General features: G+C 48.9%; 13 protein-coding genes and 1 tRNA gene. All 14 read left to right on the forward strand.

The annotated features are described in order from the left end of the window. On the forward strand, positions 1-193 hold a 193-nt coding region (locus IE104_RS18800), incomplete at its 5' end, for an EF-Tu C-terminal domain-related protein (protein ID WP_505661116.1). 40 nt (positions 194-233) lie between these two features. After that, positions 234-309, forward strand: a tRNA-Trp gene (locus IE104_RS18805). Between the two features lie 38 nt (positions 310-347). Further along, positions 348-716: a preprotein translocase subunit SecE gene (secE, locus tag IE104_RS18810; protein ID WP_189421446.1), complete on the forward strand. Its 369-nt coding sequence runs from the start codon at positions 348-350 to the stop codon at positions 714-716. 6 nt (positions 717-722) lie between these two features. Next, the gene (gene nusG / locus IE104_RS18815; RefSeq protein ID WP_189421448.1) at positions 723-1,256 is read left to right on the forward strand and encodes a transcription termination/antitermination protein NusG; all 534 of its coding nucleotides are present in this window, start codon (positions 723-725) and stop codon (positions 1,254-1,256) included. A 164-nt stretch (positions 1,257-1,420) separates the two neighbouring features. Further along, a complete protein-coding gene (gene rplK, locus IE104_RS18820) occupies positions 1,421-1,852 on the forward strand; it encodes a 50S ribosomal protein L11 (RefSeq protein WP_189421450.1) in 432 nt (143 codons plus the stop codon). A 1-nt stretch (position 1,853) separates the two neighbouring features. After that, complete coding sequence (rplA, locus tag IE104_RS18825; RefSeq protein ID WP_189421452.1) at positions 1,854-2,549, forward strand: 50S ribosomal protein L1; 696 nt, start codon at positions 1,854-1,856, stop codon at positions 2,547-2,549. 241 nt (positions 2,550-2,790) lie between these two features. Next, positions 2,791-3,279 carry a 50S ribosomal protein L10 gene (gene rplJ / locus IE104_RS18830; RefSeq protein WP_189421454.1) on the forward strand — a complete coding sequence of 163 codons (489 nt, stop codon included), beginning with the start codon at positions 2,791-2,793 and terminating at the stop codon, positions 3,277-3,279. A 66-nt stretch (positions 3,280-3,345) separates the two neighbouring features. Continuing rightward, complete coding sequence (gene rplL / locus IE104_RS18835; protein WP_189421456.1) at positions 3,346-3,714, forward strand: 50S ribosomal protein L7/L12; 369 nt, start codon at positions 3,346-3,348, stop codon at positions 3,712-3,714. A gap of 258 nt (positions 3,715-3,972) precedes the next feature. After that, the gene (rpoB, locus tag IE104_RS18840) at positions 3,973-8,058 is read left to right on the forward strand and encodes a DNA-directed RNA polymerase subunit beta (protein WP_189421458.1); all 4,086 of its coding nucleotides are present in this window, start codon (positions 3,973-3,975) and stop codon (positions 8,056-8,058) included. Between the two features lie 131 nt (positions 8,059-8,189). After that, positions 8,190-12,416, forward strand: a complete 4,227-nt coding sequence (rpoC, locus tag IE104_RS18845; protein WP_189421459.1) for a DNA-directed RNA polymerase subunit beta' — start codon at positions 8,190-8,192, stop codon at positions 12,414-12,416. Positions 12,417-12,748: 332 nt separating this feature from the next. Next, positions 12,749-13,120, forward strand: coding sequence for a 30S ribosomal protein S12 (gene rpsL / locus IE104_RS18850; protein WP_189421461.1), 372 nt, complete (start codon positions 12,749-12,751; stop codon positions 13,118-13,120). 140 nt (positions 13,121-13,260) lie between these two features. Further along, positions 13,261-13,731, forward strand: coding sequence for a 30S ribosomal protein S7 (rpsG, locus tag IE104_RS18855; protein WP_189421463.1), 471 nt, complete (start codon positions 13,261-13,263; stop codon positions 13,729-13,731). A 90-nt stretch (positions 13,732-13,821) separates the two neighbouring features. After that, positions 13,822-15,948, forward strand: coding sequence for an elongation factor G (gene fusA, locus IE104_RS18860; RefSeq protein WP_189421465.1), 2,127 nt, complete (start codon positions 13,822-13,824; stop codon positions 15,946-15,948). 34 nt (positions 15,949-15,982) lie between these two features. Further along, positions 15,983-16,378, forward strand: a 396-nt coding sequence (locus IE104_RS18865) for a GTP-binding protein (protein ID WP_229838174.1), incomplete at its 3' end; no start/stop codon positions are given.

Genomic DNA, 16,378 nt, shown 5'->3' on the forward strand with positions numbered 1-16,378 from the left:
CTACTTCCGTACCACTGACGTAACTGGTGCTGTTGAATTGCCAGAAGGCGTAGAAATGGTAATGCCAGGTGACAACATTCAAATGAACGTTACCTTGATTCACCCGATTGCGATGGAAGAAGGCTTGCGCTTCGCTATCCGTGAAGGTGGTCGTACTGTTGGTGCTGGTGTTGTTGCCAAAATCATTCAGTAATTAGTTGTCAGGGGTGGTATAGTGCCACCCCTTCAAATACAGGCCAGTAGTTCAATTGGTAGAGCACCGGTCTCCAAAACCGGGTGTTGGCGGTTCGACCCCGTCCTGGCCTGCCATATTTTTTGCAAGCGTGCGTAAAGAGTTTCTGCGTCTTATGAATATTAAGTCTGAAGAAAAAGAGTACCGCCTGGATTTTGCCAAATGGGCTGTTGTTGCTGCATTGGTTGCTCTTGGTATTTTCGGAAATTCTCATTTTTCTGCGCAGCCATTGTTCTATCGTGCATTGGCGTTGATTGCTCTTACTGCGGTTGCATTGTTCGTTGCTTATAACACTGAAAAAGGTGCTGGTCTTTGGTCTTTGATTCAGGGTTCAGTTGTTGAATTGCGTAAGGTTGTATGGCCTACGCGTCAAGAAACCAATCAAACAACATTGATTGTTGTTGTCGTGGTTCTGTTTATGTCCCTGGTGTTGTGGGCATTGGATACCATGTTGGGTTTTGTGGCTTCAAAAATCATAGGATAAGTTGAAATGGCAAAGCGTTGGTACGTTGTTCATGCCTATTCAGGCTATGAGAAAAAAGTAGCCGCCTCTTTAAAAGATCGCGTTGCATTACATGGCATGGAAGAAAGCTTTGGTGAGATTTTAGTTCCCACTGAAGAAGTTGTTGAAATGCGCGGCGGTCAAAAACGCAAAAGCGAAAGAAAGTTTTTCCCAGGTTACGTCTTGGTTCAAATGGAGCTCAATGACGATACTTGGCACTTGGTAAAAGACACCCCAAGAGTAATGGGTTTTATTGGTGGCAAGGCTGACCAGCCAGCGCCAATCACGGAGAAAGAAGCTGAAGCTATTCTGCGCCGTGTGGATGACTCAATTGAGAAACCAAAACCAAAAACCATCTTCGAGCCGGGTGAAATGGTTCGTGTTACCGATGGTCCTTTCAACGACTTTAATGGTGTTGTTGAAGAAGTTAATTATGATAAGAATCGTCTGCGTGTAGCGGTACTTATTTTCGGTCGATCGACGCCGGTCGAACTGGAATTTGGTCAAGTAGAAAAGACCTAAATAGATTTTTTTATCGCCCCTCTTTGCTTTTTTGCAGAGAGGGGTTTTCGCATCTCTAACGTTTGCAATTCCTATATTGGGTTTTGGGCGCTAGAGAGGGGAGCCTGAGAAGAGATGCTTAGCCGGTATCTTGGAGGCGCTAACACCCAAAGGGGAGTACTACAATGGCAAAGAAGGTAACCGCCTACGTTAAGCTGCAAGTTGCAGCGGGCAAAGCAAACCCATCTCCACCAGTTGGTCCAGCATTGGGTCAGCACGGTGTGAACATCATGGAATTCTGTAAAGCATTCAACGCCCAAACCCAGGGTATGGAAGTTGGTGCACCGGTTCCAGTAATCATCAGCGTATACAGCGACCGTAGCTTCACCTTCGTGATGAAGACTCCTCCTGCTTCTTTCTTGTTGAAGAAGGCAGCTGGCATCAAGAGCGGTAGCGGCCGTCCAAATACTCAAAAAGTAGGCACAGTAACTCGTGCTCAATTGGAAGAAATTGCTAAAACCAAAGAAGCTGACTTGACTGCAGCAAGTTTGGATGCAGCTGTACGTACCATTGCGGGTTCTGCTCGTTCAATGGGTCTTGAAGTGGAGGGCGTGTAAGATGGCCAAGTTATCCAAGCGTCAACGCGCTATTAATGCAAAAGTTGAAGCCGGCAAGCAGTACAGCATCGAAGAAGCTGTGGCTTTGTTGAAAGAGCTGTCAACCGTTAAATTCGCTGAAACTTTCGACGTTTCAATCAATCTTGGTATTGATCCACGTAAATCTGACCAATCAGTTCGCGGTGCTACTACTCTGCCACACGGCAATGGTAAAGACGTTCGCGTAGCAGTGTTCACCCAGGGTGCAAACGCTGAAGCTGCTAAAGCAGCTGGTGCTGAATTGGTAGGTATGGACGAGTTGGCTGCTGAAATTAAAGGCGGTCGTATGGACTTCGACGTAGTTATCGCCAGCCCGGACGCAATGCGCGTTGTGGGTCAATTGGGTCAAGTGCTCGGTCCACGTGGCCTTATGCCTAACCCAAAAACTGGCACAGTAACTCCAGATGTTGTTACTGCTGTTAAGAATGCTAAAGCAGGTCAAGTGCGTTACCGTGCAGAGAAAGGCGGTATCGTTCATGGCGGTATCGGTAAAGTTTCTTTTGATGCTGTAGCTATCAAAGAAAACTTGGAAGCCTTGATTGCTGACCTGAAAAAATCCAAGCCATCTACCTCTAAAGGTGTTTACTTGAAGCGTATCGCTTTGAGCACCACCATGGGTCCAGGCTTGGTAATTGATCAATCATCTTTGGTAGTTTAATTCTGCTGAGATGAAAACGAACTTTGGGGTTCGCCTGCATTAGCAGAGCGGGCCGTCAAAGACCGTAGGTGTCGCTGGTTGTTCTCAGCTAAGTGACTTAATCCAACAAGCCTACGCAGATGGTGGCCCAACTCAGCACTCTACGAGTGCTTGAATGAAATCACCGAATTAGGGTTTTGGACTTTGGTTTAAAACTTATAGACAACGATAACCTCTGGGTTATCACAACAGGAGAAATCCCGTGGCACTAGGACTTGATGGTAAAAAAGCGATTGTCGCTGAAGTCCATGAAGCTGCTAAGAGTGCGTTGTCTGCGGTAGTTGCGGATTCCCGTGGCGTTACCGTAGGTAAAATGACCGCTCTGCGCAAGCAGGCTCGTGAAGCAGGCGTATCTATTCAGGTAGTCCGCAACACTTTGGCCCGTCGCGCTGTACAAGGCACAGCTTACGAATGTCTCGCAGACAGTTTCGTAGGTCCATCCTTGATCGCTTTCTCAACGCAACATCCAGGAGCGGGTGCTCGCATCCTCCAGGACTTCGCGCGTGAGAACGACAAGTTTGAATTGAAAGCTGCCGCTTTTGAAGGTGAAAAAGTAAGCATCGCTGTATTGGCTACCTTGCCAACTTACGAAGAAGCTATTGCTCGCCTGATGCGTACAATGAAAGAAGCAGCCGCTGGCAAACTGGTTCGCTGTATTGCGGCCGTTGGCGACAAGAAACAAGCAGCTTAATCACTTCGATTACAGCTTCATTTAGATTAATTTTGAGCCAAAGGCTCCCAATATAGGAATTGAGACATGTCTCTGACTAAAGACGATATCATCAATGCCATCGCAGAAATGTCTGTAAAAGACGTTGTTGAGTTGGTATCTGCAATGGAAGAAAAATTCGGCGTTAGCGCTGCTGCTGCTGTAGCTGTTGCTGCAGGTCCAGCTGCCGCTGCTGCTGAAGAGCAAACAGAATTCGACGTAATCCTGTCTTCTGTAGGCGACAAGAAAGTTAACGTAATTAAAGCAGTTCGCGAAATCACTGGCTTGGGCTTGAAAGAAGCTAAAGACTTGGTTGAAGCAGCTCCAAAAGCAGTTAAAGAAGCTGCTTCTAAAGCTGACGCTGAAGCTGCCAAAGCAAAATTGGAAGAAGCTGGCGCTGTTGTAGAATTGAAATAATTCTGCGCATGCTACAGGGTCCTTTTACTGCATTGGACACGAGGCTGGTGGGCGTTTGCCTGCCAGCCTTTTTCCGTTTTCGGAATTCGTGCTGCTGAAGTAAGGGCTGCAAGGGATGGCAAGCGGTGAGTGAGCCGCATGTGCCAATGGCACAAACGTTAAATCAAGTTGACGTTTATTGAGTTTAAGAAGAGACGATTTATCGAGTCGTTTCAATGGCTGATCAAGCCCGATCCGCGAACAAGCTGGGGAATACAGATGGCTTACTCATATACTGAGAAAAAACGTATCCGCAAGGATTTTGGCAAGTTGCCGCACGTAATGGATGTGCCTTATCTTTTGGCAATTCAGCTGGACTCCTACAGAAAATTTACCCAGGCAGATAATGCTCCTGGCAAACGTGAAGATATGGGTTTGCATGCAGCGTTCCGCTCTGTATTTCCAATCGTCAGCTATTCAGGTAACGCAGCACTTGAATATGTTAGCTACAACCTCGGCAAAGCAGCATTCGATGTTAACGAATGTATTTTGCGCGGCGTAACCTACGCTGTACCCCTGCGCGTTAAAGTTCGCTTGATCATTTACGATCGCGAATCTTCTAACAAAGCGATTAAAGACATTAAAGAACAAGAAGTGTACATGGGCGAAATTCCGCTCATGACCGATAACGGTACCTTTGTAATCAACGGTACTGAGCGTGTGATCGTATCCCAGTTGCACCGTTCACCTGGTGTGTTCTTCGACCACGATAAGGGCAAGACCCATTCATCAGGCAAGCTCCTGTATTCCGCGCGTATTATTCCTTACCGTGGTTCATGGTTGGATTTCGAATTCGATCCGAAAGATTTGTTGTACGTTCGTATCGACCGTCGCCGTAAGTTGCCCGCAACTATTCTGTTGCGCGCACTGGGCTTTAGCTCGCAACAAATGCTGGAAATGTTCTTCGAAACCAGCAGCTTCTCCCTGGGTGAAAACGGCCAATTTATTCATGATGTGGTTCCATCGCGTTTGCGTGGTGACGTTGCTACTTTTGACATCAAAGATGGCAAGGGCAATGTAATCATCGAAGAAGGTCGTCGTATCACTGCGCGCCATATCCGTCAGTTGGAAAAAGCTGGCGTTGATAAAATGGAAGTGCCAGCAGAATACCTGTTGGGCCGTTCATTGGCGAAAGACGTGATCGACACTCGCACTGGCGAGATGCTGTTCGAATGTAACACCGAAATTACTGTTGATGCTTTGGGCAAGTTGGCTGCGGCTGGCGTTGAGAAAATTGAAACTCTCTACACCAACGAATTGGACTGCGGTCCATTTATGTCAGAAACCTTGCGCGTTGACCCAACTCGCACTGCGTTGGAATCATTGGTAGAAATCTACCGCATGATGCGTCCAGGCGAGCCGCCAACCAAAGAATCTGCTGAAGCTTTGTTCCAAAACCTGTTCTTCTCGCAAGAGCGTTACGACTTGTCAGCGGTAGGTCGTATGAAGTTCAACCGTCGTTTGGGTCGTGAAGCCGAAACTGGCGAAGGTACTTTGTCGAACGACGATATCGTTGACGTAATGAAGACCCTGATCGCTATCCGTAACGGTAAAGGCGTAGTGGACGATATCGACCACTTGGGTAACCGTCGTGTACGTTCTGTAGGCGAGATGGCAGAAAACCAATTCCGTGTTGGTTTGGTTCGTGTTGAGCGCGCGGTTAAAGAGCGCTTGTCTATGGCAGAAAGTGAAGGTTTGATGCCACAAGACTTGATCAACGCCAAACCCGTTGCAGCAGCCGTGAAAGAATTCTTCGGTTCTTCACAGCTCTCGCAATTTATGGATCAAAACAACCCATTGTCAGAAATTACGCACAAGCGTCGTGTTTCTGCCCTCGGCCCAGGTGGCTTGACGCGTGAGCGTGCAGGCTTCGAGGTTCGTGACGTACACCCGACTCACTATGGTCGTGTATGCCCAATCGAAACTCCTGAAGGTCCGAACATTGGTTTGATCAACTCTTTGGCTACCTATGCCCGCACTAACAACTATGGCTTCCTTGAGAGTCCATACCGTCGTGTGATCAATGGCAAAGTAACCAACGATATCGATTTCTTGTCTGCAATTAACGAGTCTGAATACGTAATTGCTCAGGCATCGGCAACTTTGGATGAAAAAGGCAATCTGACTGAAGAGTTGGTGTCTGTACGTCACTTGAACGAATTCGCCCTGAAACCAGCGGCCGACGTTCAATATATGGACGTATCGGCGCGTCAGGTTGTGTCTGTAGCGGCTTCTTTGATCCCGTTCCTTGAACACGACGATGCGAACCGCGCATTGATGGGTTCAAACATGCAACGTCAAGCTGTTCCAACTTTGCGCTCACAGAAGCCATTGGTTGGTACTGGTATGGAGCGCAACGTAGCCGCCGACTCAGGTGTGTGTGTTGTAGCTAAGCATGGCGGTGTAGTGGATAAAGTTGACGCTGGCCGTATCGTAATTAAAGTTCACGATGCCGAAGTTCAGGCGGGTGACGCAGGTGTGGATATCTACAACCTGACCAAATACACCCGTTCGAACCAAAACACCTGTATTAACCAGCGCCCAATCGTAAACATTGGCGATGTGGTTTCTCGCGGTGACATTTTGGCTGACGGTCCTTCTGTTGACATGGGTGAATTGGCGCTTGGCCAAAACATGCGTATCGCGTTTATGCCGTGGAATGGTTACAACTTCGAGGACTCGATCCTGGTATCTGAGCGCGTAGTTCAAGAAGACCGTTTCACCACCATTCACATCCAGGAATTGACCTGTATTGCGCGTGACACCAAGTTGGGCAGCGAAGAAATCACCGCTGATATCCCGAACGTGGGCGAGAGCGCACTCGGCAAGTTGGATGAATCAGGTATTGTTTACATTGGTGCTGAAGTTGTTGGCGGCGACATTCTGGTTGGTAAGGTAACTCCGAAAGGCGAAACCCAATTGACTCCAGAAGAGAAGTTGTTGCGCGCAATCTTCGGTGAGAAAGCGTCTGACGTTAAAGATACGTCCTTGCGTGTGCCTTCAAGCACAAAAGGTACTGTTATCGACGTACAGGTTTTCACCCGCGATGGTCTTGAGAAAGATCAACGCAGTTTGGAAATTGAAAAATCGCAACTCGACGAAGTTCGCAAGAACCTCAACGAAGAGTTCCGCATCATGGAAGCCGCGACCCTTGAGCGTCTGCGTGCAGCTTTGTTGGGTCAAGTTGTCGCTTCAGGCAAAGGCTTGAAGAAAGGCGATGTTTTGACCAACGAGATGTTGGACACCGTTGAGAAAGATCAATGGTTCAAAATCCGCATGAACGAAGATGCGCTCAATGAGCAGATCGATCGTGCAGAAGAGCAGTTGGCTGAGCGTCGCAAAGTGCTTGACGAACGTTTTGAAGACAAGAAACGCAAGTTGTCTACCGGTGATGATTTGGCGCCAGGCGTGCTGAAAATCGTTAAGGTTTACCTCGCTATCAAGCGTCGTATCCAACCGGGTGACAAGATGGCCGGTCGTCACGGTAACAAAGGGGTTATCTCGGTAATTATGCCGGTTGAAGATATGCCTTACGACGAAAACGGCGAAACTGTAGATATAGTTCTTAACCCGCTCGGCGTACCTTCACGTATGAACGTGGGTCAGGTGTTGGAAATGCACTTGGGTATGGCGGCCAAAGGCTTGGGCGTGAAGATCAACAAGCTGCTCGAAGAGCAAAAGGCTGTTGCTGATATCCGCGCGTTCCTTGAAGAGATTTACAACGAGACTGGTGATGTAGCCGCGAAAGAAGATCTGAAGTCATTTAATGACAAAGAAATTCTCGACTTGGCGAACAACCTGGTTGGCGGTGTGCCTATGGCAACGCCAGTATTTGACGGTGCCAAAGAGCACGAAATCAAAGCCTTGTTGCGCTTGGCTGGCTTGTCTGATACCGGTCAAACCGTATTGTTCGACGGCCGTACTGGTGATCAATTCACTCGTCCAGTAACCGTAGGATACATGTACATGCTGAAGTTGAACCACTTGGTCGACGACAAAATGCACGCCCGTTCTACCGGTTCTTACAGTCTGGTTACGCAACAGCCGTTGGGTGGTAAAGCCCAGTTCGGTGGTCAACGCTTCGGGGAGATGGAAGTGTGGGCACTGGAAGCTTACGGTGCTGCATACACCCTGCAAGAAATGCTTACTGTTAAGTCGGACGACGTTGCGGGTCGTACCAAAATGTACAAAAACATTGTGGACGGCGATCACCGTATGGAACCTGGCATGCCAGAATCCTTCAACGTACTGGTTAAAGAAATCCGCTCCTTGGGTATCAATATGGAGCTTGAGCAAGACGATTAATCGCCCTGTTCAAAACCTGTGGGGTGCCCCCTAAATAAAGTTAGAGGGTGCCCCAGTTAAACGCAGCACCATAGTGATAAGTATTTAACGACGCTCATCGATACCCATCGGAGCATACTGGAGAAATTGCCTTGAAAGACTTATTGAATCTGTTGAAGTCCCAGGGACAAGTCGAAGAATTCGACGCAATCCGCATTAGCCTTGCATCACCTGAAATGATTCGTTCATGGTCATTCGGCGAAGTTAAAAAGCCGGAAACCATCAACTACCGTACCTTCAAGCCTGAGCGTGAAGGTTTGTTCTGCGCCAAGATTTTTGGTCCAGTAAAAGATTACGAATGCTTGTGCGGTAAGTACAAGCGCATGAAGCACCGCGGCATTATCTGCGAAAAGTGCGGCGTAGAAGTTACCTTGGCGAAAGTTCGCCGTGAGCGTATGGGCCACATCGAATTGGCTAGCCCGGTTGCACATATCTGGTTCCTGAAGTCACTTCCGAGCCGTATTGGTTTGCTGTTGGATATGACTTTGCGTGATATCGAGCGCGTACTTTACTTTGAAAGCTACGTAGTGACTGAGCCAGGTATGACCACGCTTGAGCGCGGCCAATTGCTGACTGACGAGCAATACTTCGATGCGATGGAAGAATTCGGTGATGAGTTCGAAGCCAAAATGGGTGCTGAAGCTATCCAGGCATTAATGCGTGGCATCGATCTGGAAGCGGAAGTTCAACGCCTGCGCGAAGAAATCCCGAACACCACCAGCGAAACCAAAATTAAGAAATACTCCAAGCGCTTGAAGCTCTTGGAAGCCTTCCATTTCTCTGGCAACAAGCCTGAGTGGATGGTTATGGAAGTATTGCCGGTATTGCCGCCCGATTTGCGTCCATTGGTTCCTCTGGACGGTGGTCGTTTTGCGACTTCTGACTTGAACGATTTATACCGTCGCGTGATCAACCGTAACAACCGCTTGAAGCGTCTGTTGGACTTGAGTGCTCCAGACATCATCGTGCGCAACGAAAAGCGTATGTTGCAAGAGTCTGTGGACGCATTGCTCGACAACGGTCGTCGTGGTCGTGCGATCACTGGTTCTAACAAGCGTCCATTGAAATCTTTGGCTGACATGATCAAAGGTAAGCAAGGTCGTTTCCGTCAGAACTTGCTCGGTAAACGTGTTGACTACTCTGGCCGTTCGGTAATCGTGGTAGGTCCAACCCTTCGTCTGCATCAGTGCGGTCTGCCGAAGAAAATGGCGCTGGAATTGTTCAAGCCATTTATTTTCAGCAAGCTCGAATTGCGTGGCTTGGCGACTACCATCAAAGCAGCCAAGAAAATGGTTGAGCGTGAAGAAGCTGTCGTTTGGGATATCCTGGACGAAGTGATTCGCGAACACCCCGTATTATTGAACCGTGCACCAACCCTCCACCGTCTCGGTATTCAGGCGTTTGAACCTGTACTAATTGAAGGTAAAGCGATCCAATTGCACCCACTCGTTTGTTCTGCATACAACGCGGACTTCGACGGTGACCAAATGGCGGTTCACGTTCCACTGACTATTGAAGCTCAGTTGGAAGCGCGTGCATTGATGATGTCTACCAACAACATCCTGTCTCCAGCGTCAGGTGAGCCTGTTATCGTTCCTTCGCAGGACGTGGTATTGGGCTTGTACTGGATGACCCGTGATCGCGTAAACGCGCGCGGTGAAGGTATGGTGTTTGCGGATATCGCTGAAGTTTCACGTGCCTATTACTCCAAACAAGTTGACTTGCAAGCGCGCATCAAAGTGCGTTTGACCGAGACCTTGATTGGTGCAGAAGGCGAGCGCACTGCTGAAACCAAAATTGTTGATACTACCGTTGGTCGTACCCTGTTGTGGGATATTTGCCCACCAGGTATGCCACTGGAAATGATCAACCGTCCGATGGTTAAAAAGGCGATTTCGGCAGCCATCAACTACTGCTACCGCGTAGTAGGTTTGAAGTCTACCGTTATTTTTGCCGACCGTTTGATGTACACCGGTTATGAGTTCTCAACTCGTTCAGGTTCATCTATCGGTGTAAACGATTTTACGATTCCTGCTGCTAAAGCAGAAATTATTGCCCGCGCCGACGCTGAAGTGAAAGAGATCGAAACTCAATATGCTTCAGGTTTGGTAACGCAAGGCGAGAAATACAACAAGGTTATCGATATTTGGTCGCGTGCCAATGACTTGGTGGCTAAGGCGATGATGGAAGGTATCTCGAAAGAGTCCGTTATCAATCGCGAAGGCAATGAAGAATTGCAACCGTCATTCAACTCCGTATTTATGTACGCCGACTCAGGTGCGCGTGGTTCGCCCGCCCAGATCCGTCAGTTGGCCGGTATGCGTGGTTTGATGGCGCGTCCAGATGGTTCGATCATCGAGACCCCAATTAAGGCGAACTTCCGTGAAGGCTTGAACGTACTCCAGTACTTTATTTCTACCCACGGTGCGCGTAAAGGTTTGGCGGATACCGCTCTGAAAACCGCGAACTCCGGTTACTTGACTCGTCGTTTGGTAGACGTTGCGCAAGACCTCGTTGTGACCATGCAAGATTGTGGCACTGATGAAGGTTTGACCATGTCGCCGGTAATCGAAGGTGGTGACGTAATCGAATCTTTGGGTGACCGTATCCTCGGTCGTGTGGTTGCACGCGATGTAATCCGTCCTGGCTCTGACGAAATCTTGGTTCCAGCTGGCACCATGATCGACGAAGCCTGGGTTGAGCGCGTAGAAGCTATGGGTATCGACGAAGTTCTCGTGCGTTCGCCCATCACTTGTGATGCGCGCAATGGTATCTGTTCTATGTGTTACGGCCGTGATTTGGCTCGTGGTCACCGTGTTAACGCCGGTGAAGCTGTGGGCGTTATCGCTGCACAATCAATCGGTGAGCCTGGCACCCAGTTGACCATGCGTACCTTCCACATCGGTGGTGCGGCATCAAGAGCGTCAGCGGCTGACTCTGTACAAGTTAAGCAAGAAGGTAATGTTCGCTTGCTCAACGTTAAAGTTGTTAGCAATCCAGCGGGCAACTTGGTAGCGGTTTCGCGTTCAGGCGAGTTGGCAATTGCCGACAGCAGTGGTCGTGAGCGTGAGCGTTACAAGATTCCTTACGGTGCTTTGATCACCGTTAAAGATGGCGAAGCTGTTAAAGGCGGTCAAATTATCGCGAAATGGGATCCGCACACCCACCCGATCGTATCGGAAGTGGCGGGTACTGTAGCTTTCTCTGGTATGGAAGACGGTCTGTCGATTCGTCGTCAAACAGACGAATTGACCGGTTTGAGCTCTATCGAAATTCTCGATCCAGCCGAGCGTCCATCTGCCGGTAAAGATTTGCGTCCAGCGGTAACTTTGGTTGATGCGAAAGGTAAAGAGTTGTTCCTTGCGAACACCAACGTACCTGCGCACTACATGTTGCCTGCGAAAGCGATTTTGAGCATTAACAACGGCGACATCATCAACGTGGGCGATATTATTGCGCGTATCCCACAAGAAGGTTCGAAGACCCGTGACATCACCGGTGGTCTGCCGCGCGTTGCTGACTTGTTCGAAGCGCGTCGTCCAAAAGAGCCGTCAATTTTGGCTGAAATCAGCGGTACCGTGAGCTTCGGTAAAGAAACTAAAGGCAAGCGCCGTTTGATCATCACCCCAACTGACGGTCAGGTATTGGATGATGGCTCAACTCACTACGAAGTGCTCATTCCTAAGCACCGTCAATTGACCGTGTTCGAAGGTGAAATGGTTGCCAAGGGTGAAGTTGTATCTGACGGTCCAAGCAATCCGCACGACATTTTGCGTCTGCAAGGTGTTGAGGCCTTGGCTCGCTACATCACTAACGAAATCCAGGACGTTTATCGTCTGCAAGGCGTGAAGATTAACGATAAGCACATCGAAACTATCGTTCGTCAAATGCTGCGCAAAGTGGAAATCACCACCATGGGTGACTCCAGCTTCGTTAAGGGTGAGCAAGTTGAATTCACCGCGGTGTTGGAAGAAAACGAAAAACTGCGTGCAGAAGATCGTCAACCGGCACAATACGAGCGTCAATTGCTCGGTATTACCAAGGCGTCTTTGGCAACCGAATCTTTCATTTCGGCGGCGTCTTTCCAAGAGACAACTCGCGTTCTGACCGAAGCGGCTGTAACTGGTAAGAAAGATAGCTTGCGCGGCTTGAAAGAGAACGTGGTAGTAGGTCGTTTGATCCCAGCCGGTACCGGTTTGGCGTATCACGCAGACCGCAAGCGTCGTCGCGAAGAAGCACAAAACCAGGATTTCGGTGGCGTGAGCGCAGAAGACGTTGAAGCAGCATTGACCGAGGCCTTGAGATCCAGCGCTGAATAAGCGTTTCAAAGCGACGGCGCGGTCTGAATAAGACCGCAAAAACATAAGGTGGGTTGGTTCGATTGATTCGTAACAGCTCGCTGGCGAAATAGGGTTGGCTTAGTGCCAACCCTATTTTTTCAGTGGTTTTACGTGTTTTTTAGGCCAGCTTTCCTTGACGATGGTGGGTGACCTCTTTACAATGCGCCACCCACTTTTTCCAAGTGGGAAGTGAGTCTTTTATTTTTTAAAAATTTGATGTTTAAAACGTCGGATTTTAGCGAAGAGTAAAGACAGCTTTCTTTAAATCCGGTCTTCCAAAAGAAGACATATTATTTGTGGAGTTTGTTTTCATGCCGACGATCAACCAGTTGGTTCGTAAGCCAAGAAAACTTATCGTAGACAAGAGCGATGTTCCCGCTCTGCAAGGTAACCCGCAAAAACGCGGTGTTTGCACTCGCGTTTATACCACTACACCTAAAAAGCCAAACTCAGCATTGCGTAAAGTGTGCCGTGTTCGTTTGACTAATGGCTTTGAAGTGTCTTCGTATATCGGCGGTGAAGGCCATAACTTGCAAGAGCACAGTGTTGTATTGATTCGTGGTGGTCGTGTTAAAGACTTGCCAGGTGTTCGTTACCATACTGTACGTGGTTCACTGGATACTTCTGGTGTTGCCAAGCGTAGACAAGGTCGTTCTAAATACGGTGCTAAGCGTCCTAAGTAATAGCGGATTGGCATTCATATGCCAACGCTATTCGCAGTGACGAATAGGTTTTCGGTTTACACCGAGTAAGGCCAAGCAAATTCGAAGCAATCTGGCTTCCAATGTTGTCTTGGAAAATTCCTGAAGAAGAGGCTTTTGACATGCCAAGAAGAAGAGTTGTCGCCAAACGCGAGACGATACCGGATCCAAAATTCGGTAACGTTACTCTGGCGAAATTTATGAACCACGTGATGATCAGTGGTAAGAAATCAGTAGCAGAACGTATTATTTACGGCGCTATGGATATCGTTAAAACCAAATTGAACCGCGACCCGCTCGAAGTGTTCGATGAGGCTTTGGAAAACATCGCTCCACTGGTTGAGGTTAAATCTCGCCGTGTGGGTGGTGCAACTTACCAAGTGCCAGTTGAAGTTCGTGCGTCTCGTCGTACTGCTTTGGCTATGCGTTGGTTGGTAGATTACTCTCGCAAGCGCGGTGAGAAATCAATGCCAGCTCGTTTGGCTGGTGAGTTGATGGATGCTGCTCAAGGCAAAGGTGCTGCGGTTAAGAAGCGTGAAGACGTTCACCGTATGGCTGAAGCTAACAAGGCGTTCTCGCACTTCCGCTTCTAATAGCGGTTGTTCGCTTCCATTGCTTGATAGGTCAAAGGCAGCTGCGCTGCCTTTGCCTTTTAAAGAATTCGTAATTCGAGACATGTAGTCATGGCCCGTAAAACTCCCATTTCACGTTACCGTAATATTGGTATTTGTGCGCACGTAGATGCGGGTAAAACGACGACCACCGAACGTGTTTTGTTTTATACCGGGTTGACTCACAAAATTGGTGAGGTTCATAACGGCGCAGCAACAACAGACTGGATGGTGCAAGAGCAAGAGCGCGGTATTACTATTACCTCCGCTGCTGTCACCACTTTCTGGAAGGGCATGAGTGCTCAGTTCGAAGAGCATCGCATTAACGTAATCGATACTCCCGGACACGTAGATTTCACCATCGAAGTAGAGCGCTCCTTGCGCGTACTGGATGGTGCAGTTGTGGTTTTGTGTGGCTCCTCAGGTGTTCAGCCACAAACTGAAACAGTTTGGCGTCAAGCTAACAAATACGAAGTTCCGCGCCTGGTGTTCGTCAATAAGATGGACCGTACCGGCGCGGACTATATGCGCGTTGTTGAGCAGCTGAAAACCCGCTTGGGTGCTACCGCTGTTCCACTGCAGATGACAATAGGCTCCGAAGAAAACTTCAAAGGCGTTGTTGATCTGGTCAAAATGCGCGCCATCATCTGGAATGAAGCTGATCAAGGCATGACTTTCAATTACGAGCCAATCCCAGCGGATATGGTTGCGCAATGTGAAAAGATGCGTGAGTTCTTGATTGAGTCTGCCGCTGAGTCCAGCGAAGAGTTGATGGAAAAATATCTCGGCGGCGAAGAGTTGACCGAAGACGAAATTAAAGCAGGTATTCGTGCGCGCACGCTTGCCAACGAAATTATCCCTGTGATTGGCGGTTCGGCATTTAAGAACAAGGGTGTACAAGCGATGCTTGACGCTGTTGTGGATTACTTGCCGGCGCCAACCGAAGTTAAAGCGATTGAAGGTGTGCTTGAAGACGGTGAAACTGTCGCGACTCGTAAAGCGAGCGATGACGAGCCTTTCGCTGCTCTGGCTTTCAAAATTGCTACGGACCCATTCGTGGGTACCTTGACCTTCTTCCGTGTGTATTCCGGCACCTTGCAAACAGGTGATACCGTTCTCAACTCGGTAAAAGGCAAGAGAGAGCGCGTGGGTCGTATGGTGCAAATGCACGCGAACGAGCGCGACGAAATTAAAGAGGTATTGGCTGGCGATATTGCTGCAGGTATTGGCTTCAAAGACTGCACTACCGGCGATACCTTGTGCGACATGAATCATGTGATCGTGCTTGAGCGTATGGATTTCCCGGAGCCTGTGATTCACGTAGCGGTGGAGCCAAAAACCAAAGCTGATCAGGAAAAGATGGGTGTTGCGCTGGGTAAGCTTGCGCAAGAAGATCCATCGTTCCGTGTTAAAACCGATCCAGAAACCGGCCAGACTATTATTGGTGGCATGGGCGAGTTGCATCTCGATATTATCGTTGATCGTATGCGTCGCGAATTTAGTGTTGAGGCGAATATCGGTAAGCCGCAAGTGGCCTACCGTGAAGCCATTCGTAACACTTGTGAAATCGAAGGTAAGTTTGTGCGTCAGTCTGGCGGTCGCGGCCAATACGGTCACTGCTGGATTCGCTTCGAGCCGGGCGTTGATGAAAACGCTGAAGGCTTGGAATTTGTTAACGAGTTGGTAGGTGGCGTGGTTCCAAAAGAATACGTGCCGGCTATTCAAAAAGGTATCGCAGAACAAATGCAGAACGGCGTTCTCGCCGGCTATCCATTGCTGGGCTTGAAGGCAACTGTGTTTGACGGTTCGTATCACGATGTTGACTCGAACGAAATGGCATTTAAGATCGCTGCCTCTATGGCAACCCGCAAGCTTGCCATAAAAGGCGGTGCGGTATTGCTTGAGCCGATCATGAAGGTTGAGGTTGTTACTCCGGAAGCCAATATGGGTGATGTAGTGGGTGACTTGAACCGCCGTCGCGGCCTGATCCTGGGTATGGATGAGAGCCCGATGGGTAAAGTAATTGACGCTGAAGTTCCTTTGGCGGAAATGTTTGGTTATGCAACTTCTCTGCGTTCAGCAACGCAAGGTCGCGCAACCTACACAATGGAGTTTTTGAAGTATTCAGAAGCTCCGCGCAATGTTGCTGAAGAAGTGATTGCAAAAAGTGGGTCGGGTCACCACCACGATCCTGAGTAAAATTCGTATTCCAATCTTTTAGAGGAGCTGAAAAGTGGCTAAAGAAAAATTTGAACGTAACAAACCGCACGTGAACGTAGGCACCATCGGTCACGTAGACCACGGTAAAACGACTTTGACTGCAGCGTTAACGCGCGTATGTTCAGAGGCATGGGGCGGTAAAGCGGTTGCATTTGACGGTATCGACAATGCTCCGGAAGAGCGTGAGCGCGGTATTACCATCAATACCTCACACGTTGAATACGATTCACCTGTGCGTCACTACGCGCACGTAGACTGCCCAGGCCACGCCGACTATGTGAAGAACATGATCACCGGTGCTGCGCAAATGGACGGCGCGATTTTGGTATGCGGCGCAACTGACGGCCCAATGCCACAAACTCGCGAACACATCCTCTTGTCTCGTCAAGTAGGTGTTCCATACATCGTG

The sequence above is a fragment of the Cellvibrio zantedeschiae genome (genome assembly GCF_014652535.1).
GTDB classification, from domain to species: Bacteria; Pseudomonadota; Gammaproteobacteria; order Pseudomonadales; family Cellvibrionaceae; genus Cellvibrio; species Cellvibrio zantedeschiae.

Coding starts and splice junctions, on each gene's coding strand:
- secE (WP_189421446.1), top strand. CDS start 348: ATGAATATTAAGTCTGAAGAAAAAGAGTACCGCCTGGATTTTGCCAAA.
- nusG (WP_189421448.1), top strand. CDS start 723: ATGGCAAAGCGTTGGTACGTTGTTCATGCCTATTCAGGCTATGAGAAA.
- rplK (WP_189421450.1), top strand. CDS start 1,421: ATGGCAAAGAAGGTAACCGCCTACGTTAAGCTGCAAGTTGCAGCGGGC.
- rplA (WP_189421452.1), top strand. CDS start 1,854: ATGGCCAAGTTATCCAAGCGTCAACGCGCTATTAATGCAAAAGTTGAA.
- rplL (WP_189421456.1), top strand. CDS start 3,346: ATGTCTCTGACTAAAGACGATATCATCAATGCCATCGCAGAAATGTCT.
- rpoB (WP_189421458.1), top strand. CDS start 3,973: ATGGCTTACTCATATACTGAGAAAAAACGTATCCGCAAGGATTTTGGC.
- rpsL (WP_189421461.1), top strand. CDS start 12,749: ATGCCGACGATCAACCAGTTGGTTCGTAAGCCAAGAAAACTTATCGTA.
- rpsG (WP_189421463.1), top strand. CDS start 13,261: ATGCCAAGAAGAAGAGTTGTCGCCAAACGCGAGACGATACCGGATCCA.
- fusA (WP_189421465.1), top strand. CDS start 13,822: ATGGCCCGTAAAACTCCCATTTCACGTTACCGTAATATTGGTATTTGT.